Origin of the sequence: Pseudomonas sp. J380, from assembly GCF_009827115.1 — a bacterium.
In the GTDB taxonomy this organism is placed as follows: Bacteria; Pseudomonadota; Gammaproteobacteria; order Pseudomonadales; family Pseudomonadaceae; genus Aquipseudomonas; species Aquipseudomonas paracarnis.
In genome coordinates, this window is sequence record NZ_CP043060.1 from 3,780,966 (window position 1) to 3,801,744 (window position 20,779).

The 20,779-nt window shown below is 59.2% G+C and carries 19 protein-coding genes; 5 read left to right on the plus strand and 14 right to left on the minus strand.

Going from position 1 to position 20,779, the window contains the following annotated elements; genetic code table 11:
* Positions 1 to 14: 14 nt before the first annotated feature.
* From FXO12_RS17105 to FXO12_RS17160, 12 genes are all read right to left on the minus strand, one after another.
* Positions 15 to 863, minus strand: coding sequence for a transporter substrate-binding domain-containing protein (locus FXO12_RS17105; RefSeq protein WP_034125473.1), 849 nt, complete (start codon positions 861 to 863; stop codon positions 15 to 17).
* On the minus strand, positions 860 to 1,636 hold the full coding sequence (locus FXO12_RS17110; protein ID WP_034125472.1) for an amino acid ABC transporter ATP-binding protein: 777 nt from the start codon (positions 1,634 to 1,636) through the stop codon (positions 860 to 862). Before FXO12_RS17110 ends, FXO12_RS17105 begins: the two co-directional genes overlap by 4 nt.
* Entirely contained in the window at positions 1,633 to 2,292 is a 660-nt protein-coding gene (locus FXO12_RS17115; protein WP_034125471.1) for an amino acid ABC transporter permease, read from the minus strand. The genes FXO12_RS17110 and FXO12_RS17115 overlap by 4 nt, the downstream gene beginning before the upstream one ends.
* A complete protein-coding gene (locus FXO12_RS17120) occupies positions 2,273 to 2,938 on the minus strand; it encodes an amino acid ABC transporter permease (protein ID WP_003187615.1) in 666 nt (221 codons plus the stop codon). The genes FXO12_RS17115 and FXO12_RS17120 overlap by 20 nt, the downstream gene beginning before the upstream one ends.
* 364 nt (positions 2,939 to 3,302) lie before the next feature.
* Complete coding sequence (locus FXO12_RS17125; RefSeq protein WP_034125470.1) at positions 3,303 to 4,085, minus strand: MetQ/NlpA family ABC transporter substrate-binding protein; 783 nt, start codon at positions 4,083 to 4,085, stop codon at positions 3,303 to 3,305.
* A 106-nt stretch (positions 4,086 to 4,191) separates the two neighbouring features.
* Positions 4,192 to 5,118, minus strand: coding sequence for a sigma 54-interacting transcriptional regulator (locus tag FXO12_RS17130; protein WP_054920316.1), 927 nt, complete (start codon positions 5,116 to 5,118; stop codon positions 4,192 to 4,194).
* Between the two features lie 47 nt (positions 5,119 to 5,165).
* The gene (locus tag FXO12_RS17135) at positions 5,166 to 5,747 is read right to left on the minus strand and encodes an alpha/beta hydrolase (RefSeq protein ID WP_034134614.1); all 582 of its coding nucleotides are present in this window, start codon (positions 5,745 to 5,747) and stop codon (positions 5,166 to 5,168) included.
* 191 nt (positions 5,748 to 5,938) lie between these two features.
* Positions 5,939 to 8,869 carry a glycosyltransferase family 32 protein gene (locus FXO12_RS17140; RefSeq protein ID WP_125919838.1) on the minus strand — a complete coding sequence of 977 codons (2,931 nt, stop codon included), beginning with the start codon at positions 8,867 to 8,869 and terminating at the stop codon, positions 5,939 to 5,941.
* 186 nt (positions 8,870 to 9,055) lie between these two features.
* Positions 9,056 to 9,457, minus strand: a complete 402-nt coding sequence (locus tag FXO12_RS17145) for a biopolymer transporter ExbD (RefSeq protein WP_034125467.1) — start codon at positions 9,455 to 9,457, stop codon at positions 9,056 to 9,058.
* Position 9,458: 1 nt separating this feature from the next.
* Entirely contained in the window at positions 9,459 to 10,181 is a 723-nt protein-coding gene (locus tag FXO12_RS17150; RefSeq protein WP_087149534.1) for a MotA/TolQ/ExbB proton channel family protein, read from the minus strand.
* Positions 10,182 to 10,205: 24 nt separating this feature from the next.
* Positions 10,206 to 11,018 (minus strand): energy transducer TonB, encoded by an 813-nt coding sequence (locus FXO12_RS17155; protein WP_057975345.1) that lies wholly within the window; start codon positions 11,016 to 11,018, stop codon positions 10,206 to 10,208.
* Between the two features lie 235 nt (positions 11,019 to 11,253).
* Complete coding sequence (locus FXO12_RS17160) at positions 11,254 to 12,105, minus strand: LysR family transcriptional regulator (protein ID WP_057975447.1); 852 nt, start codon at positions 12,103 to 12,105, stop codon at positions 11,254 to 11,256.
* Between the two features lie 105 nt (positions 12,106 to 12,210).
* On the opposite strand from FXO12_RS17160, the gene FXO12_RS17165 reads away from it, so the two are divergent.
* Entirely contained in the window at positions 12,211 to 12,672 is a 462-nt protein-coding gene (locus FXO12_RS17165) for a nucleoside deaminase (RefSeq protein WP_057975344.1), read from the plus strand.
* On the plus strand, positions 12,659 to 13,846 hold the full coding sequence (locus FXO12_RS17170; protein ID WP_057975343.1) for a CynX/NimT family MFS transporter: 1,188 nt from the start codon (positions 12,659 to 12,661) through the stop codon (positions 13,844 to 13,846). The genes FXO12_RS17165 and FXO12_RS17170 overlap by 14 nt, the downstream gene beginning before the upstream one ends.
* Here the strand turns inward: FXO12_RS17170 and FXO12_RS17175 are convergent.
* Complete coding sequence (locus FXO12_RS17175) at positions 13,817 to 16,132, minus strand: TonB-dependent receptor (RefSeq protein WP_054920328.1); 2,316 nt, start codon at positions 16,130 to 16,132, stop codon at positions 13,817 to 13,819. The two genes, FXO12_RS17170 and FXO12_RS17175, sit on opposite strands and share 30 nt — an antisense overlap.
* Before the next feature lie 155 nt (positions 16,133 to 16,287).
* Here FXO12_RS17175 and FXO12_RS17180 point away from each other — a divergent pair, with 155 nt between their 5' ends.
* The 3 genes from FXO12_RS17180 (at position 16,288) to FXO12_RS17190 (ending at position 19,652) form a co-directional block, all read left to right on the plus strand.
* On the plus strand, positions 16,288 to 17,232 hold the full coding sequence (locus tag FXO12_RS17180) for a LysR family transcriptional regulator (RefSeq protein ID WP_057975342.1): 945 nt from the start codon (positions 16,288 to 16,290) through the stop codon (positions 17,230 to 17,232).
* Between the two features lie 108 nt (positions 17,233 to 17,340).
* A complete protein-coding gene (locus FXO12_RS17185) occupies positions 17,341 to 17,802 on the plus strand; it encodes an HIT family protein (RefSeq protein WP_054896680.1) in 462 nt (153 codons plus the stop codon).
* 242 nt (positions 17,803 to 18,044) lie between these two features.
* Entirely contained in the window at positions 18,045 to 19,652 is a 1,608-nt protein-coding gene (locus tag FXO12_RS17190) for an alkaline phosphatase family protein (RefSeq protein ID WP_057975341.1), read from the plus strand.
* A gap of 59 nt (positions 19,653 to 19,711) precedes the next feature.
* Here the strand turns inward: FXO12_RS17190 and FXO12_RS17195 are convergent, their stop codons facing one another.
* The gene (locus FXO12_RS17195) at positions 19,712 to 20,617 is read right to left on the minus strand and encodes a TauD/TfdA family dioxygenase (protein ID WP_057975340.1); all 906 of its coding nucleotides are present in this window, start codon (positions 20,615 to 20,617) and stop codon (positions 19,712 to 19,714) included.
* Between the last annotated feature and the right edge of the window lie 162 nt (positions 20,618 to 20,779).

Sequence of the window (20,779 nt, forward strand, 5' to 3'; positions counted from 1 at the left end):
GACGGGGTGATCAATCAGCCCTGCCACTTACCGCCTTCAACAATCACACTTTCAGGCTTGGTGTCATCGCTCAGCTCTTTGCGCACATATTGGTCATAAAGCTTGAGCAGAAACTTCTCCTCGCCCAACTTCGCCAACTCCGCATTCACCCAGTCACGCAGCTCGGTATTGCCCTTCTTCACCGCCGGGGCAATCGGCGCTTCATCACCCAGCTTCTCTTCCAGCACGCGGTAACCCGGGTTCTGCTTGGCCCAGCTGAACAGCACCAGGTTGTCCTGGGCATAGGCATCACCACGGCCGGCCGACAGAGCTTGCAGCGACTCGGAGTTCTTCTCGAACTTGAGCAGCTTCCAGTCCGGATGGTTCTTGGTCAGCCAGATATCCGCCGTGGTGCCGGTGGTGACGATGGTCGTGCGGGTTGCCAGGTCATCCAGGCTTTTGACGGCGCTGTCATTCGGCACCAGAGCCTGCACCGCGACTTTCAGGTTGGGGTTGGTGAAGTCCACCGCGTCCTTGCGTTCAGGCGTCACGGTCATGTTGGCGAGAATCAGGTCGACCTTGTCGCTTTGCAGGAACGGAATGCGGCTGGCCGGTTCCACGGCGACAAATTCCACCTTGTTTTCGTCGCCCAACAGGTCCTTGGCGAATTGACGGCCGATGTCGGTATCGAAGCCGACATAACGACCCGCTTCGTCCACAAAACCGAATGGCGGCTTGTCGGTAAACACGCCGACAATCAGCTTGTCCCGCGCTTTGATTTTGTCGATGTAGCTCACAGCCGCGGGTTTTACCGGCTCTTCGGCCTTTTTATCGCAGCCGGCCAGCAAGGCGACGGCAAACAGTGGCAGCAGTAACTTTTTCATATCAGCTCCAGTTCCTTGATCTTTTTGGGCAGTGTTGAAACAAAGGAGAACTTCTCCAGGAACTGCTGCGCGCGCGCGGTCTGCGGGTTCGTAAAGAATGCCTCGGGGGTGTTGTGTTCGAGGATGCGACCGGCCTCCATGAACACCACGCGGTCGGCGACGGCGCGGGCGAAGGCCATTTCGTGGGTAACGATCAGCAGGGTCATGCCATCGCGGGCCAGGTCCTGGATCACTTCCAGCACTTCCTTGACCATCTCCGGGTCGAGGGCCGCGGTGACTTCGTCAAACAGCATGACCTGGGGGTTCATGCACAACGAGCGGACGATGGCGATGCGTTGCTGCTGGCCGCCGGAAAGCTGGCGTGGGAAGGCGTCGCGCTTGTCGGCAAGGCCCACGCGCTCCAGCAATTTTTCCGCCTGCTCACGGGCCTCCCGGGGGTCGCGCTTTTGCACTTTGAGCGGGCCGAGCAGGATGTTGTCGAGCACGCTCATGTGCGGGAACAGGTGGTAGCTCTGGAACACCATGCCGATGTCCTGGCGTACCTGGCGCCAGTCGGTGGTTTTATCCAGCAGCTCTTTGCCGGCGAACCGCAGACTGCCGCTGTGTGCCACTTCCAACCCGTTCAAACAACGCAGCAAGGTGCTTTTGCCACAGCCGCTGGGGCCGAGGATCACCACCACTTCGCCGCGTTGCACGCTCAGGTCGATACCCTTGAGCACCTGCGCCTCGCCGAAGAATTTGTTGAAACCCTGGAACTCGATCAATGCGCTCATGCTTGGGCCCAGCGCCGTTCCAGCACCTTGGAGGCGGCTGACAACGGGTAGCAGATAAAGAAGAAAAACAGGAACAGCGCACCGTAGATCAATACCGACTCATAGGTGCGCTCGATGATTTGCTGGCCGACCTTGATCACATCCACCACGCCGATCAGCACCGCCAGGGAGCTAGTCTTGATGATGCGCGTGTACACATTGATGGTCGGCGGCGTCATGCGCTTGAGGGCCTGGGGCAGCAGTACATAGCCGTACAACTGTGGGCCGGACAGGCCAATCGACAAGCCTGCTTCGCGCTGGCCACGGGGCAGCGAATGCAACGCGCCACGCACCACTTCGCCCACCTCGCTGGCGCCCCACAACGACAGCACCAGCACCGCGCACCAGAAACTGGGGATGCTCAGGCCGAAGAAGATCGGCACGCCAAAAAACAGCAGGTACAACCACACCAGTACCGGAATGGCGCGGAACAGTTCCAGGTAGACCCGCAGCACGCCGTTGATCGCTTTGTTATTCAAAGTGCGCAGCACGCCGTAGAGCACGCCGCCAACCGTACTGAAGGCGATGCTCAAAAACGAAATCGACAGGGTTTGCGCAGCGCCCTTGCCCAGTTGCGGCAACGACACCCAGAGCAACTCAAGACCCGAACTGGCCATGTTGGAGCCTCCTTTCCAGGCGGCTGAGCAACAGCGACAACGGCAAGAACAACAGCACGCAAATCAGCGTCAGCACAGCGAGCATTTCGTAGGTTTTGTAGTAGAGGGCGATGTAGCTCTTGGTGGTGTAGAGAATTTCCGGCACCGCCACGGCGGAAACCACCGTGGTTTCCTTGAGCAGAAAGATGAAATTGGCGAACAGCGCCGGTAGGCTGAGGATGCCGGCCTGGGGCAGGATCACATGGCGCAACAGCTGCCAATCGGACAGGCCAATGGACTTGCCCGACTCGATTTGCGCCAGCGGCACCGCTTCCACACCAGCGCGCAGCACCTCGGTGAGATAGGCGCCGCCCAGAAAGGTCATGGTGATGATCGCCGCCCAGAACCCGGAAATATTGAAACCCAGGGCCGGCAGCGCGAAGTAGACGAAGAACAGTTGGATCAACAGCGGCGTGTTACGTGCCAGCTCCACATAGAGCGCCACCAGGCGCGACAGGTAAGGCGTACGAAACACCAGCAGCGCAGCGTTGATCAGCGCCACCAGCAAGGACGTGGCAATGGCGATCAGGCCGACTTGCAGCGTCACACCCACGGCCTTGAGAAACGCCGGCAGGGTGCTGAGGATAAAAGCGAAATCGAAGGTCATGTGCAGTCCATATCGCCGCATGGGTAATGCCGCGAGCGCAGTCCGTGCCGACGTGGATAACGTCAGCTAGCGCGAACTTTAAAGGTATAAAAATCAAAGTTTAAATACCGAAATAGCATATTGATATCACCCAAAAACCTAACCTCTGTGGGAGCTGTCGATCGTTCCCACGCTCTGCGTGGGAATGCAGCCCCAGGACGCTCTGCGTCCGCTCTAAAGTCGTGACGCAGAGCGTCACAGGAGACGTTCCCACGCGGAGCGTGGGAACGAGCAATCGCACAGTTTTGACTGTATTTCAGATAAAAAAACGCCGACGCTGTAGTAGCCGTCGGCGTTGAAACCTTGAAGGGGGTTTTGGCTTACATCAGAACGCTGGCACCACCGCGCCGTTGTACTTCTTCTCGATGAAAGCTTTGACTTCCGGGCTGGTCAGGGCCTTGGCCAACTTCTGGATAGCATCGCTGTCCTTGTTGTCCGGGCGGGCCACCAGGAAGTTTACGTAAGGTGATTTGGCGTCTTCGATGATCAACGCGTCCTTGGCCGGGTTCAGGCCAGCTTCCAGGGCGTAGTTGGTGTTGATCAGGTCGAGGTCAACCTGGTCCAGCACCCGTGGCAGCAGGGCCGATTCCAGCTCTTTGAACTTCAGGTTCTTCGGGTTGCTGGCGATGTCTTTCGGCGTGGCCAGGGCGTTGGTCGGGTCTTTGAGGGTGATCACACCGGCCTTTTGCAGCAGCAACAGGGCGCGGCCGCTGTTGGAGCCTTCGTTCGGAATCGCCACGGTGGCGCCGTCTTTCAGATCTTCGATTTTCTTGATCTTTTTCGAGTAGCCGCCGAAGGGTTCAACGTGCACGCCCACCACGGTAATCAGATTGGTGCCTTTACCCTTGTTGAAGTTTTCCAGGTACGGCAGGGTCTGGAAATAGTTGGCATCCAGGCGTTTCTCAGCGACTTGCACGTTGGGCTGTACGTAGTCGGTAAAGACTTTGATCTGCAGGTCCACACCTTCCTTGGCCAGGGTCGGCTTGATCAGCTCGAGGATTTCGGCGTGGGGAATCGGCGTAGCAGCCACCACCAGTTTCTCGCTGGCCTGGGCAAAGCCAGCAGTCAGGGCAGCCGCCAGAGCGGTAAACAACAGAACCTTTTTCATGCAATGTCCTTCTAACGACCGTTTTTATGTGAGGTGCCAGCGAAGTGCTATCGCGGCGTGGAGAGGACAATACCTAGATTTTTTATTCCCGAACAATATCTTTTATTCACGTTGATATTCCATTTTGCTCATACAGGAATTTACGCACCGATTCCTGCTCGGCCGGGCTGGCGCTGGCCAAAATTCGTCGCACTTGCTCCAGCGGCGAACCCGCCGCTGGCAAGTTCAAATGCTCGGGCAAGATTTCATCGCCGCTGCTCACCAGCAAGGCAAAGTGAATGACGTTTTCCAGTTCGCGGGTATTACCCGGCCAAGTGTGGTGTTCCAGCACCTGCTGGGCGGCGTCGCTGATCAGTGGCACCGGCAGGTCCAGGCGCTGGCTGTAGATGCCGAGGAAATATTCGGCCAGGGACAAGATATCCCCCACCCGCTCGCGCAACGCCGGCAGGTCCAACCGGCCCTCACTCAAATAATGGAACAGACGCTCGTGAAACTTGCCCACGGCCACGGCCTGGGCCAGGTCGATACTGGTGGCGGCCACCAGGCGCACATCCACCGGGCTGGGCTGGTGGGCACCAACGCGGGTGACTTCGTGGTTTTCCAAAGCCGCGAGCAATTTCACCTGGATCGGCAGCGGCAAGTCGCCGATCTCATCCAGGTACAAGGTGCCGCCATTGGCCGAGCCGAACCAACCCGCCCGGCTGCTCGCCGCGCCACTGTGACTGCCGGCGGCATAGCCGAACAACTCGGCATCCGCATAGGTGGGGCTGATGGCGCCACAGTTGACCGAGACAAACAGGCCAGTACGGTCACTACCACGGTGGATGTGCCGCGCCAGCAACTCTTTACCGCTGCCGGTTTCTCCTCGAATCAATACGGGTAAGGCGCGCGGCGCAAGGCTTTCCAACTCTTCACGCAGTTGGCGTGAGCGTGGGTCGACGAACACCAGCGCCTTGGCGCGGATGCTCAACGGGCTTTTTTCAGCATCGGGAAAGGTCAGCAGCGGCTGGCCGAAGGTTTCATGCAGACTCATGGCAGGCTCCCGCCCCAATCCACACAGGGACGGGGCGTTGAAAAATATTAGGCGCTGCGCCGAGCGTGGTGCTCGAGGCGATGTTGCAGGCGATAGAGGTAAGCAAACCCTTGCTCCCAGCGCCGGTGGCCGGACTTCACATTGATATGCCCGGCGCCCGACAAGATGCCGGCTTCGGCGCCCCACTGACGCGCCAGTTCCAGAGCCCTGGGGGCGCTTACGGCACTGTCGTTGTCGGAGCTGACCACCTGGCTGGGAAATGGCAGCAGGTCAGTTGGAATAGGGGCGAAATTGCGCAGTGCAGGGGCACACGCAGGACGCTCGACATCCGCCGGTGCCACCAGCAATGCGCCGCGTACCTGCCGCAAGAACTGCACGGGGGCAGTGGCGGCCCAGTGGGCCACGGTGATGCAACCCAGGCTATGAGCGATCAGGATGACCGGCGTGCTGTCGGCAGCGATGGCCTCGGCCAGTGCGGCGACCCAATCCTCGCGACGCGGCGTCAGCCAATCGGCCTGTTCCACCCGTGCGCTGTTGGGCAAGCTGTTTTGCCAATGGGTTTGCCAATGATCTTCTGGCGATCCTTGCCAGCCCGGCACGATCAGATAACGAATCGACTCGCTGTGCATGGGTGTGCCCTCCTGCAGCGTTTAACGTTGCTGGTCAGTATAGGGTGAGGCTCACGCACCAATAAGGAATAAAAAAGAATTTATTAATAACCAAAAGGAATTTACGCCCTTTTCAGAACTTGCTTTACCAAGCCCTTCATTAAAACCGGCCATTGCGTCCCTGCCACCGCGGCGCAATGACCGGGCCAACCTCAGCGAGAATGATGCATAGAGTGTTCCGAGCCGATAGCAACTCCGAACTTATGGTTCATCGCCATATAATAATCACGCACTTGTGTAAGTTTTTCCGCATACGCTTGCGGAAGTAAAATACGCGCTTCCAACAGTTCCGTCAGTTCCTCAACTTCTGAAAAAAACCCATATTCTTTTTGCGCCAATACATCACCAAACATTCTCGGCCCAGTGATCTCGAAAATTTTCTTTACATACTCGTTATAAATTTGCCGCTCTGCGGCTGTCGAGTTTTCCTTCAGAAAGGGACGATTAGCGTTCAGCCATTCTTCGTTTGCCTTGTATCGCTCATACGCCGTCTCCAGAATCTCGTCAAATACAGGGTTGTCTGGATGACTGGCAAAATTACTGGTGTTGAAGCCATTGAAGTCCGTAGGTTCGTAAGTAACCGGCACGTTCATCAAGATATCATTAGGCGTGGCTTTCAATGTGACCTCGCCCACATTAAAGGTCAGCGCATCATCCGTATCCAGATAGATGCCACCGTACTTTTTCATTAGCACAGCGCGCATGACGTCCGATGACGCCGCTAAATTCTGCCCACGCCCTGAACGGAAAAACTGATACATCTCGCCGTATTGACCTGCATTCAGAGCCTGAAAACTTTCATCGGCCTTTAAATCATGAACTTCAAGCCCACCCACTTTATGATCCAATGCTGAATGTATTTTCTGAAAAGTATCTGCGTTATTGGCATCGACGTGAACAATCGACTTATACCCGGGGCTTTTCCGGGAATTTTCCATAATATTATTGAGTAGATTTTCCGGCATTTCATTGCCGGCCCAAAAATAGTGGATCACTTTCGGCACGTCTGTAGCACCGGACGGCAGTACCGGCATTCTCGGTAGTTTCAGTACTTTGGTTGTCATCGAAGCAGGCGCATTTTTACTGGCCTCAATCGCTTCGGCTTGAGTGCCACCCAGCCACCGTCCTTGACCTTTACGCCAATAAAAGATGTCGTTCACCTGACCATTGGCCTGGAGCCCGCGCCAAAGACCCGCTTCGACGTCATACGTAACTTTGGTACCGTATTGACCGACATAAACCATATAGTCTTTCCCGATCATGCGCCTCACGTCATCCATGGGAACCCTGACCTCCTCAAGGATCACTGGAGGTGAGACGGGCCCCATCGGGTATCCGATATGCCCATTGACACGTTGTGGTGGCCTGAAGAATGGGCGCGCTTGTTCAGTCACTTGGGTGGGTGTGCGGGTTGCAGCATCAACCCCTGCTGCAACGCCACCGCCGGACACCCTCTCTGTCAGCGCTTTCGCCAGTGGTGCCCCGGCGTGAGTGGCCAACGGCGGTACGGCGTTCAACACGCCAAACACAATGCGGTCGGAAGCCGTTGCTTTTCCCTGGACGGCATCATCAATACCGATACCTGTCTGGGCAGCCCCGGCGGCCAGGAAGAAAACATCCAGCCCTATAGCGACTTCGGGCATCACCAGCGCCAGCGGCGTCATGAACATGGCGACCTTGGTAGCCTCTTCCACGACATGCAGCACCTGGTTCTTGGTGTAGTCCCCGTCACTGACAATCGCATTGTCGGCGTCCGAATAGGACCGTGCTTTTTGCCGAACCTTGACCGCTTCGAAAGGATCACCGTGCAACTGCTCAACAGCGATGAAACGATCCGGCACCCAACCGTTGAGGCTCGCAAGGAAAGCATTGCCTGATGCCTGCGCATCGGACCAGTTTCCCATCCCCTGCAGGGTCTGACGTACGCCGTCTGAAAACGTTCTGTCAGCTTGATCCTTGAGGGAAAAGTGCGTCAACAAGGACGCGCGCTTTACGGGGTCCGAGGCTTGCCCGGCCAGCCACGTTGTCATTTGCTGAGGATTATCGAAGCGATGTATTGGCGAGGAGTTGCCAGGGATGTAAAGCAACGTCAACTGGGTTTTCCGATCGGTCACACACATCAAGTCGGTCGACTCAAACCCATTGATGCTCAGCAGGCCGATGTCCAGATCCGGGTCCTTCACGGCAGGCCCTTCAAAATCCTGGACCGTCAGCTTGGACCAATCCTTTTGCGCAACAGGCCCCAACGCTCGCTGGGCGAGTGCCGTCTCGGCAGGGCCAAGGCTCCCTTCCAGGCGCTGCAGATTGATGGCTTTGACAAACGAGATTTTACTCAATGCCGTATAAGATTCGCTGTGCTTGTCCCAAAACCCATCAAGGGTCTTCTTATACAGTTGGGTCCGGTCTGTATCCCAGACTAATGCCTTGAAGTCATCCACCGGTATGGAAACGCGGGTGTCGGCGTTATAGGGGGCATCGCCCGGCGCATTGGGCTCCCGATAAATACCTTGTCGAGTGTTTGCTTCCTGCACCCAACCGTCAATCTGGTTGTAAATATATATCGCTGGCGAAAAGTACTTGCCAATTTTTACAAACCAGCTTTCATCATTCTTAATTGTTACATCTTGCCTGTTTTTCAATGCCGCTTGTGTCAGGGTGATTTTTTCTACCACCTCTTTTTCATCCTCACTGTCATCTTTAAATGTTACTAGATAGGTTTTATCTGGATCAATATCCACACCCCATTGCTGCTTTATCTTTGCAGATAAAATAGTGGAAATTTCTTTTTCGGGCGTTACAAAGTCGGCGGTTTGCTTGCTGATATAAGATTCTAAACGAGCATTTTTTTTGAATGCCGAGTTGCTCCCGCCTCTTGGCGTAGGGCTTGCTTCAGCACCCTGCAGTAAACTCTGTTTTCTCTTATAGTCAGCCAGCGTGGGCAAAATACAGGCTGATGGATGTCTCATGCCGGCCATGCGATCGTTCGAAGATGCCATTACCGCAGGCTTTTCTTCAGGCTTTTCAACCGTTAAATGGGGATTAACGAACGTATTCACGACTTGGACAGGAACGCGTATAGACATGCAATTACTCCATTAATTAAATCACTCTATGCGCCGACCAGAATAAGCATGCAGCCGAAAATTGCACGCTCGGATACATGTAAATTCTTTTCCTGTGCAACATCTGTAAACATGCAATGCTTAGATAAAAAAAGGGCCGCACCCTGCCAAGGAAAGCGGCCCAAAAACTGTCGAGACTTTTTGAAACTAACGTGCAGTGATCACCGACAACTTGGTGATGCCCGCACGCTCAATCGACGCCATGGCTCGTGCCACTTCGCCGTAGTTCACTCCATCGTCAGCCTGCAGTTGCACCCGCACATCGGGGTCCTTGGCCTTCGCCGCCTGCAGGTTGAACTCCAGCAGATCCGGCTGGATTTCGTCCTTGTTGATAAACAATTTGCCGGCGCCGTCGATGCTCACCACCAGCGGGTCCTTTTGCTCAACCGGCGCCACGGCCTGGGTCTTGGGCAGGTTGATCGGGATCGAGTTGGTCAACAGCGGCGCGGTGACGATAAACACCACCAGCAGCACCAGCATCACGTCCACCAGCGGCGTGACGTTGATCTCGCTCAGCACCTCATCACTGTCTTGCGTGGAGAAGGCCATGTCAGGACGCCTCCTTCACTTTCTGCGGGCTACCGGCGCCGGCCTTGGTCAGCGCCGGGTGCAGCAGCACGCGGAACGCGTTTTTCTGCGCCAGGCTGTAGAAGTCGTGGGCAAAGTCATCCAGGTCTGCCGCCGTCAGCTTCAGGCGGCGCAAAAAGTAGTTGTAGACCAGCACCGCAGGCACCGCGACGGCGATCCCCACGCCGGTCGCCACCAGTGCCGCGCCGATGGGCCCGGCCACGGTTTCCAGGCTGGCGGACCCGGCAGCACTGATCCCTTTCAGCGCTTCCATGATCCCCCACACGGTGCCAAACAGGCCGATAAACGGCGAGGTGCTGCCGATACTGGCGACTACAGCCAGACCGGTTTCCAGGGAGCGGCGCTCACGCACAATTTGCTGGCGCAGAGCGCGTTCGAGGCGGTCCTGGTGATTGATCGCCTGGCTCAAATCCGCAGCGTGGGTGGTATCGCCCACCTGGATCGCGGCATAACCGGCCTGGGCTACACGGGCGGCGGCGCCAGGCTGGGTTTCGGCGAGTTCGGCGGCCGAGTCGAGGCTCGATGCCGCCCAGAACTGTTTGTGAAACTTGCGATCCTGGGCCTTGAGGCGACCGAACTGCACGCCCTTGAGCAAGGCCAGGCCCCAAGTGGCGACCGAAAAGGCCACCAGCAGCCAGATCACCGTGCTTTCGATGGATTCAAGTGGAGATGCCAATGCCATGATGTTTCCCTCTGCGCCGCTGAATAATTAATGAATCTTGAAATCGATGGGCACGCTCACCCAGCCGTTCTGGGCCACATCGCCCTGCTTGGCAGGCACGAAACTCCAGCGCCTCACCGCCGCCAATGCCGCGTCATCCAACTGCTGGCGACCACTGCTTTTTTGCACCTGGATCTCACCCGGTTTACCGCTGGCCAGCACCTGCACCCGCAGCAACACCGTGCCTTCCCAACCGCGACGCTGAGCCAGTGACGGGTATTCCGGCGCCGGGTTTTTCAGGTACGCGGCGTTGGCCGAAGCAGGCGTCACCGGCGCTGGCGCCGCAGGTGCGGGCGGTGCAGGTAGCGCTGGCGTCGGTGGTGCAGGTGGTTGCTCGACGGCCTTGGGGGCCGGCTTGGGCTCAGGTTTAGGCACGGGCTTGGGCTTGGGTTTCGCAATGGGTTTGGGCGGCGCCGGCTTGGCCGCCAACTCATCCACCAGCGGCGGCGGGGGCTCGACCACAGGCGGAGGCGGTGGTGGCGGTACAGGCGGTGGCGGCTCAACCACCGGCGGCGCCGGCTGGGAAAATTCGATGGTCATCGGTGGAATTTCCGGCGGCACAATCGGCAGCACCGGCGTGGGTTTCTGGCTCACCCAATAGATCACTGCACCGTGCAGCGCCAACACCAGCAACCCGAGCAAAACCCCTTCGCGGCGGCTGGAAAAACGCTTCGGGGTTTTCTGCAGGCGCAATTGACCCAACGGCGCGCGATGCGGCCGGCCAAGGTCGACCAACTCACCACTCGGTGCCTGACGCCACTGCGCCTCAGGTGCACTGGCGGCGGTCTGGACATTGCCCATTGATTCACTCCCTGCGGTTTTGAAAAACCGACGGGCCAGCGTGAAGGCCCGTCGAGGGCTGAATCATCGGTGCCAGACACTTATCTCTTAAAGTAATCTTTAAAGTTATAGATAGAACAAAAACGCATAAACAAAACAGCCGATCACACCAAAGCCACGGGGTCCGTGGCCTGGCTTCAAGCCGTTGTTTTTCAATGCCTTAAAGGCATACAAAATATTCGGCAAAGGTATGAGCTCAGTGCGGGTTTCCACTGCACAAGGCCAGCAATTCACCCAGCAAACTCTGGCCCGCTGCGCCCAAACCACTGCGGCCATACAGGGCCAACCGCACGCCATGAACAGGTAGCAAGCCACTCTCTGGGCCGAGTATGCGATGGCCCGGTTGCAACACCCGTTCTGGCAATAAACTGATGCCCAAGCCTGCCGCCACCGCCGAGCACACACTGGCCAGGCTGGCGCTGGAATAGCCGATGCGCCAACGCCAGCCGGCCCGTTCCAGATGGTGCAGCATGTCGTTGCGATACAGGCCGCCCACGGGGAAAGCCACCAGCGGCAGCGGGTCGCGGCCCAGGGCCGGGGTGCTCAGGCTGTCGACCCAATACAAGGGCTCGGGCCACGACGCCACACAGTCGTCGCTGTCGCCCATCTGCTTGACCAGCAACACATCGAACTCGCCGCCCCGGTACTGGCGCTGCAATTCGGGGCCCAGACCGCTGGTGACTTCCAGCCGCACCCGTGGGTACGCCACCACAAACGCCGAAAGCAGCGGCATCAGGCGCTCGGCGGCGAAATCCTCCGGCACGCCGAGGCGCAACACACCGTCGCTTTGCTGGTTGATCAGCACGTCGGCGGCTTCTTCGTGCAACGCGAGAATACGGCGCGCATACGCGAGCAGACGCTCACCCTCGGCGGTGGCCACTACCCGGCGCTGATCGCGGTCCAATAACTGACAGGCCACTGCGTCTTCCAGACGGCGGATCTGCTGGCTGACGGTGGATTGAGTCAAATGCAGGCGCTCGGCCGCCCGGGTGAAATTGCCGCAGTCCACCACGGCGACAAAGCTGCGCAACAACACGGGATCGAACAACGTCATCACCATTGCGTTTGCCACTGATTGGCATGTTTATATTTAATTTCAGCATACCTTGCTGGCTGACCATACTTCACCTTTCATCGCACCCCGGGGCCTTGTATGACCAACGATCAACCACACCTGCAACGCGCTATTGCGTTGGCCCGCGCCAACGTCGCCCAAGGTGGCCGCCCCTTCGGTGCGGTGCTGACGCGCAACGATGAGATGTTGGTGGAAGCCGTGAATGAGATCCACCTGACCCAGGACCCCACCGCCCACGCCGAGCTGCTGGCAATTCGCGCAGCGAGCCGGCAGTTGGGTGCACGCCTGGAGGGGTGCGTGATCTACGCCAGCGGCCAGCCTTGCCCGATGTGCCTGAGCGCCATGTACCTGTGCGGCGTCGAGCGCGTAGTGTTTGCCGCCAGCAACGAAATGGCCGAGCCGTTCGGCCTGTCGACCGCAGCCATCAGCCAACAGGTTGGCTTGCCCATCGACGCGCAACGCCTGCCCATTCAGCACCTGCCCGATGCCGCAATGACTGCGCTGTATCACCAGTGGAAAACCCTGCATGACCCTGAATAAATCCCTCGCCGGCTGGGGCCTGCTGGTGGTGCTCGGCCTGAATCTGCGCCCGATCCTCAGTTCCATCAGCCCACTGCTCGGCGAGATTCGCCAGGCCACCGGCCTGAGCTTTCAGAGCAGTGCCCTGCTCACCAGCCTGCCGGTGATCTGCATGGGGTTGGTGGCACTGGTGGGCGTGCGCGTGGAGGCTCGCTTGGGCGAGCGTCGCGGCATCGCCCTGGGCTTGTTGATGATTCTGCTGGCGTGCCTGGCGCGCTGGTTGATAGGCGAAGCCTCGGCACTGCTGGTTACCGCGCTGCTTGGCGGTGCGGGTGTTGCGCTGATCCAGGCGCTGGTGCCGGCAATGATCAAGCGTGAATTCCATCACCGTGTGCCCGTAGCGATGGGGGTGTACTCGGCGTCGCTGATGGCCGGCGGTGGGCTGGCGGCGCTGCTCAGCCCGGTGATAGCCACGCATTTCCAGCAATGGCAGGCAGGCCTGGGTGTGTGGTTATTGCCGGCGCTGGGGGCATTGCTGCTGTGGGCCTGGCTACCGCTGGGCGCCGCGCGCAATCCACTGCAGGCGCCTGCGTTCAAAGGGTTGCGCAACCGCCGCGCCTGGCTGCTGGCGCTGTATTTCGGCCTGGTCAATTGCGGCTACATGAGCATGGTCGCGTGGCTGCCGGCCTACTATCAGCAACTGGGCTGGGGCGTGCTGCCCAGCGGGTCGTTGCTGGCATTCATGACGATTTTTCAGGTGGCGGCCGCCCTGCTGATGCCGGTGCTGGCGCAACGCGGTATCGACCGCCGCCCATTGCTCAGCATCAGCCTGCTGGCCCAAACCATCGGCTACCTCGGCCTGATCATTGCGCCGCAGGAATATCCCCACCTGTGGGTGGCCTTGTGCGGCCTCGGGTTAGGGGCGTGCTTTGCCCTGAGCCTGCTGCTGACCCTCGACCACCATCGCGACCCACGCCAAGCGGGGCAACTGGCGGCGTTCGTGCAAGGCGTAGGCTTTTTGATCAATGCGATTTCGCCGTGGCTGACCGGCTGGCTGCGCGAGCTTACCGGCAACTTTGTCAGTGCATGGGTGGTGCTGACGGTGACGGTGGTGGCGATGCTGCTGGTGACGCGGGTGTTCAGCCCGGCCACCTATCGCACCGACCTAGAAGTCGTAGCGCCCAGTCACGCCTAGGGTGCGCGGCGTGCCCAGCAGGCCCTCGTAACCGCCGTTACCACCGGTCCACAGGGTGGTGTAGTAGGTTTTGTCGAAAGCGTTTTTCAGCCACAGCGACACATCCCACTGCCCCTGGTCATAGTCGCCGCGCAAACCGGTAGACAGGTTGACCACCGCATACGCCGGGATCTGCCCGTAGTCGGAATCCTCCACCGTGCCCACCGCCTTGGAACGAAACGCGTAGCTGGCGGTGACGTAGGGTTCGAAGCCGTTCGCCAGGTTCCACTTGTACTCGCCGTTGGCGTTGGCGATCCACTTGGACGCGCCCACCACCTGGTGGCCGCTCAAGTCGCAGGACGCCGGCGCACCGGGACGCAGGCTGGTTTCCGGCGGGCATGGCGCATCCTTGTAAGACAGGTACGTCACGTCATTGAAGGAGCCGTTGATGTTCAGGGTCAGGCCCTTGATCGGCACCAGGGTGCTTTCCACTTCCACGCCCCGCGAGCGCACCGAGCCGGCGTTGGTCAGGTACTGCACGCGGTTGTCCTGGTCGTAGGCGTTGGTCTGGTAGCCGTTGACCTGGGTCCAGAACAGGTTGGCATTGAGTTGCAGGCGGCGGTCCCACAGCGTGCTCTTGAAGCCCAGCTCGGCGTTGTTGGCGCGCTCGGTGCCGATCAACAACGAGTCGGCTCCGGCTGTCGGCGCAGACCCCACCGCCAGGTTCACACCGCCGGACTTCTCGCCATGGGACAGTGTCGCGTAGCCCAGCAGGTTTTCATTGAAGTGATAACTGAGATTAAGCAGCCCCGACGGCGTGGCGCTGTATTGCGACAGGTCGCCCGAGTCATAGGCCCCGGTACGCCCACGCCGCGCCATGGCGGCGGCCCCGCTGACCGCCGCGCCACCGAAGGGCGCATTGCGCGTGACCCAGGCGCTTTTTTCTTCGTAGGTGCCGCGTACACCGGCGGTGAAATCCAGGCGCTCGGTCAGGTGCCAGGTGCCTTGGGCGAACAGCGCGAAACTGTCGGTGCGGATATGCCCGTTGCCCACACTGCTCACATTGCTCAACGCACCGGCGGGCGTGCCGTTCCAGATATCGGCCTTGGGCCCGTAGTAGGCAAAGGATTTGTTATCCAGGTCGGAGCCGAAGTAGTAGGCGCCGAGCACGTAATCGAAGAAACCACCGCTGGGCGACGCCAAGCGGAATTCCTGGGACCACTGCTTATCTTCCACCGAAACCCCAGCGTTATACGACGCCGGTACGTTGAGGCCATCATCGTTGCGCGGGGTGAAATTCCACCAGCGGTAAGCACTCACCGAGGTCAGGGTGAAGTCGCTGGGCAGCGTCCAATTGGCTTCCAGCGAGGTACCGCCCTGGAACACCGTGACGTGCTGGTCGTTGTCCAGGTTGACCTTGCGATGGGTGCCGTCCACCAGGGTGGCGCCTGCCGCGTTGGCCCGGGATTGATACAGGTTGGTGCCATTGATGGTCGGCCCGGTGCTGTACAGCACGCGGGTGCCGGCGCTGGAGTCTTCTTCGTTGTAGTCGCCGATCCAGCGCAGGTTGAACGCTTCGTTGGGCTTGTACAGCAGTTGCCCGCGAAAGCCCTGACGTGAACCGCCGTTCAGATCATGGCCATCGTGTTCATTCTTGATGTCGCCGTCGCTGCGGGTGCGATAGGCCGAGAAACGCCCTGCCAGGTCATCGGTCAGGGGGCCGGAAATCGTGCCCTTGGTCTGGAAATAACCGTCCTCGCCCAAGGAGGTTTCGATGCTGCGCTCCGGGGTAAAGCTCGGTGCGCGGGTGCTGATGTTGATGACCCCGGCAGTGGTGTTCTTGCCGAACAACGTGCCCTGGGGGCCGCGCAAAACTTCAAGCTGCTCAATGTCCATCAGGTCGAACACCGCCATGCCCGGGCGCCCGAGGTAGACATTGTCGATATACAGCCCCACGCTGCCTTCCAGGCCATCGCTGGCCGGGTTGTTGCCCAGGCCGCGGATCGACACGCTGGACTGGCGCGCATGCATATAGGCGACGTTGACGCTGGGCACCAGTTGCTGCAAATCCTGGATGCGGTACACCCGCTGGGTTTCCAGGGCCTGGCCGCCGACCACGCTCATGGGCGTCGGCACGGCCTGGGCACTTTCGGTACGCCGCCGGGCAGTGACCGTGACAGTTTCCAGTTGGCCACTGGCGCTTTCGCCCTTGCCGGCAGGCGCGGGTGTTTCAGCGGCCTGGGCCGGCGACCAACTGCTGCTACCGGCCACTAGAACAGCCAGGGGCAAGGACTTGAACAAACTCATAAGCGGCTCCAGAACCCCGGAATACTCGTCGCCTCATATTCCTAAAGGTTATTTATTTATGTTTTTACGAACATTTACTGCATAAGAGATAGCCTTTATAAGGAGTCGACGTAATGCATAGCCAATGCATTTCCCGGATATTTTTGATGTGAAAAATGCATATCGACTTGCGCCAGCTTCGCCACTTCATCGCCCTCGCCGAACAGCGCAGTTTCGTCGCGGCAGCCGCAGCGGTGAACCTGTCGCAGTCGGCGTTCAGCCGTAGCATCCAGGCCCTGGAACACAGTGCCGGTTGCCAACTGGTGGACCGTGGACGCAAAGACCTGGCCCCCACCAAACAAGGCCTGGTGCTGCTCGAACATGCACGGCGCCTGGTCAGTGGCGCACAACAACTGGCCAACGAAATCAGCCAGTTCAATGGCCTGGAAGCCGGTGAACTGCGCTTCGGTTGCGGCCCCGCGCCGGCCGGTGGGTTAGTCCCGCGTGCCATTGGCAGTTTTATCGGGCGCTACCCCAAGGCCCGCGTGCAGTTCCAGGTGGATGACTGGCAAAGCCTGGGCAAGCGCCTGCTCAGCGAAGAGTTCGAATTCTTCGTCGCCGACACCCGCCACTTCGAAGCCAACCCCGACTACCACACCCACCGCCTGCGCCCGCGCCGTTGGCACTTCTGCTGCCGCGCCGGGCACCCCCTGGCCGCGCGTAACAGCGTCAGCGCCGCCGAACTGATGAGCTACCCACTGGCAGTGACCATCCGCCCGCCGAACCTGCGCAAAGTCATCGTCGACCTCAGCGGCCGGCCGGATTACCAGCCCAATGTGGAATGCGAAAACGGCTATAGCCTGATGGGCGTGGTGCTGCGCTCGGACGCCATCGGCATCGTCAGCGCCAACAGTGACGTGCTGCACATGGCCCGCGGTGAACTGGTGTGTTTGCAGATTGAGGGATTGGACGAAAACCTGGAGGAGCGCTACACCCGCTACGGGATCGTCAGCCGTGCAGGGTATCGGTTGTCGCCGCTGGCGCAGGCGATGATTGAGCAGATCAAGGAGATTGATGAGAGAGACGAGGATGCTTATGCGTTGGAAAATATTGCGGTCTGACCAAGCGGTGAACAGCGGCCCGCAACGTCAGTGAAGTCATCATTAGATAACAAAGATCACCTACAAGAGGGTCTATAACCTTTTGACCCGCACGAGGAAGCGCATTTGATGGACTGTATCTTTTGCAGCATTGCCCGCGGTACTGCACCCTCCCACCTCCTGTGGGAAGACCAGACCCACATGGCCTTTCTCTCCATATTTCCCAATACGCCGGGGTTCAGTGTGGTTATCCCCAAAACCCATCACGGCAGCTATGCGTTTGCCGAACCGGACACCGTGCTGTGTGACTTGATCATCGCAGCCAAGAAGACGGCGAAGCTTTTGGACAAAGCGCTAAAAGGTGTGGCTAGAACGGGCATGATTCTGGAGGGTTATGGCGTCGATCATCTGCACGCCAAATTATTCCCGATGCATGGGACCGGGGAAGATAGCGCCTTCAAAAAAATCAGTTCGACCCAGGACAAATACTTTGAGCGTTATGAAGGCTATGTCTCCTCCCATGACGCTTCCAGGGCAGATGATAAAGCGCTGGCAGGACTGGCCGCTCACATCAGGTCCTTCGCCGGGTAAGCCTGCTCCCACCATTTGATCGCGGGGTGGCAGGTAGATATGTATCTGCTGTCAGGCCGTCATCGCAGGCAAGCCAGCTCCCACAGGGAAATGCATTTCAACTGTGGGAGCTGGCTAGCCTGCGATGACGCCAGCAGCCACACCCATGCACTCAATGCATAGAACCCAGTCCCCAAATGCACTTGCCAGAGCGCCCCTCGAACGGCGAAAAAACCCACCTGTCCTCCGTTCGGTAAATTCCTATGTCTGACCCCAAACCCGTGCGCAACGTGCTCTACATCATGTGCGACCAACTGCGCCGCGACTACCTGTCCTGCTACGGCCATGCCCATTTGCACACGCCGAATATCGACCGCCTGGCCGACGCTGGCGTGCGCTTCAGTCGGGCCTATACACAGGGCACCATCTGCGGCCCGTCGCGCATGTCGGCCTACACCGGGCGCTATGTCAGCAGCCATCAGGTGGCGTGGAACGCAGTGCCGCTGCCGCTCGAGGAGCTGACGATCGGCGACTACCTGCGCCCCCACGGCATCCGCACCGCCCTGGTGGGCAAGACCCACGCCACGCCGAACCTTGAGGCCTTGCAGCGCCTGCAGATAGACCCCGACAGTGCCCAGGCCGAGCCACTCAATGAGGTCGGTTTCGATGCGTATCTTCGTCACGACGGCATCTATCCCGACAGCCCGCTGTTCGAGGATAAGCGCGAATCCGCGCCCTACACCCAATACTTGCGTGATCACGGCTACCACGGCAGCAACCCTTGGCACGAATGGGCCAACGCCGCCGAAGGTGAGAACGGCGAAGTGCTTAGCGGCTGGCATATGCGCAACGCCGGCAAACCCGCACGGGTGGCCGAAGAACATTCGGAGACCGTCTACACCACCGACCGCGCCATCGATTTTATCGACGAACAAGGTGAACAGCCCTGGTGCCTGCACCTGTCGTATATCAAGCCGCACTGGCCCTACATCGCGCCGGCGCCGTATCACGCGCTGTACGGAACCGAGCATGTGCAGGCGCCGATTCAACCTGAACACACCAGCGATCACCCGGTGTACCAGGCATTTCGCCAACACCAGGAGAGCCAGAATTTCTCCCGTGACGAGGTGCGCCTCACGGTGATTCCGACCTACATGGGCCTGATCAAACAGATTGACGATCAACTCGGGCGGCTGTTTGATTTTCTGCAAAGCACTGGCCGTTGGGATGACACGCTGATCGTGTTCACCAGCGACCACGGCGACTTCCTCGGCGATCACTTCCTTGGCGAAAAAGAGTTTTTGCTGGAGCCTGCGGTGGGCATTCCGTTGATCGTGCGCGACCCGCGTGCCGGCGCCGATGTCAGCCGCGGCACCGTAGACGAGCGCCTGGTGGAAACCATCGACGCCCTGCCCACCTTCCTCGACGCCTTGGGCTTGCCCGCCGCCGACCATCGCCTGGAAGGCCGCTCATTGATTCCATTGCTGCAGGGCGCGCAACCCACCTGGCGCCGCTATGCCATTGCCGAATACGACTACGCCTTCCAGGCTCCCGCTCGTGAGCGCCTGGAGCAACCCATCGACCGTTGCCGCATGACCATGGTGCGCAGCGAGCGCTGGAAGTACCTGGCCTACGACGGCTTTCGCCCGCAACTGTTCGACCTGGAAAACGACCCGCAAGAACTGCACGACCTGGGGAGCGATCCCGCCTATGCCGAGGTACGCGAGACGCACCTGGGTTATCTGTTCGACTGGCTGCGCGGGTTGAAGCGGCGCACCACCATCAGCCACACGGAGGTTGAGGTGCGCGGGCAATGGTTTCGTTATGGTGAGCCAGAGGCAGAGAAAGTGGTGAAGATCGGAGTCTGGTAAACACCACAAATCCAAATGTGGGAGCAAGCCCGCTCCCACACTTTTAATCCTCACCCGGCTTAAAGACCTTTAGTGGTTTTGCTTGATTGCCCCTGCACCCCCACCGGCACATCCCCCTTGAGCGTAACCCGGCGTACGATGCGCTCCTGGGTGCCGTAGTCGTCCACCGCGTAATGCTGGGTGGCGCGGTTATCCCAGATCGCCACGTCACCGGTGTTCCAGCGCCAGCGCACGGTGTTTTCCAGGCGGGTGACGTGGCCTTGCAGCAGGTTGAACAACTGCGCCGACTCTGCCTGGGAGTAGCCTTTCAGGCGTTTGACGAAGTGCCCCAACAGCAGGGTTTTCTCACCGCTGACCGGGTGCACGCGCACCACCGGGTGTTCGGTTTCATACACCGTGGAAGTGAATACTTTGCGGTATTCCTCCAGCTTCTCCACCGCCACATCCGGCTTGCGTGCGGCGTAGTCGTATTCGTTGCTGTGCACCGCCCACAGGTGATCAGCCAGTGCGCGCAGTTCCACGCTGAGGTCGTTGTAGGCAGCGGCTGTGTTGGCCCATACGGTATCGCCGCCGGAAGCAGGCGCCAGCACCGAACGCAGGATCGAGGCCTTAGGGTAGGCATCCACAAAGGTCACGTCGGTGTGCCAGGAATTGGCGCGCTGGCCACGGGTGCCATCCAACTCCATCAAGAACCGCGTGCCGTCCCGCACCGGCACCGTCGGGTGGGCAATCGGCTCGCCGAGCAGGTGAGCAAAGGCTTCCTGGCTCTGGTCATCGAGGTGGGTCTGCTCGCGAAAGAAAATCACCTTGTACTGCACCAGCGCCTGCTGGATGGCCTCGACGGTGGCGACATCCAGCTCACCGGACAATTTGATGCCACGGATTTCGGCGCCGATCCGCCCGGCTACCGGGTGAATATCAAGTGGTTGGGCGATGGGTTGAACGGCTAATGCGGCGTTGCTCATTGTGATGACCCTCATGTGCCTGCGAAACGGTGGGGGGACGCTTCCAGCAACGCTCTATCCATATGCAATTTAGATCTAGCAAATGAATGAATGCTTCGTTGACGGAATAAGAGCTTGCATTTAAAACCTGAGCTTGCTCGGTCGCAAATGCCTTCGACCTAT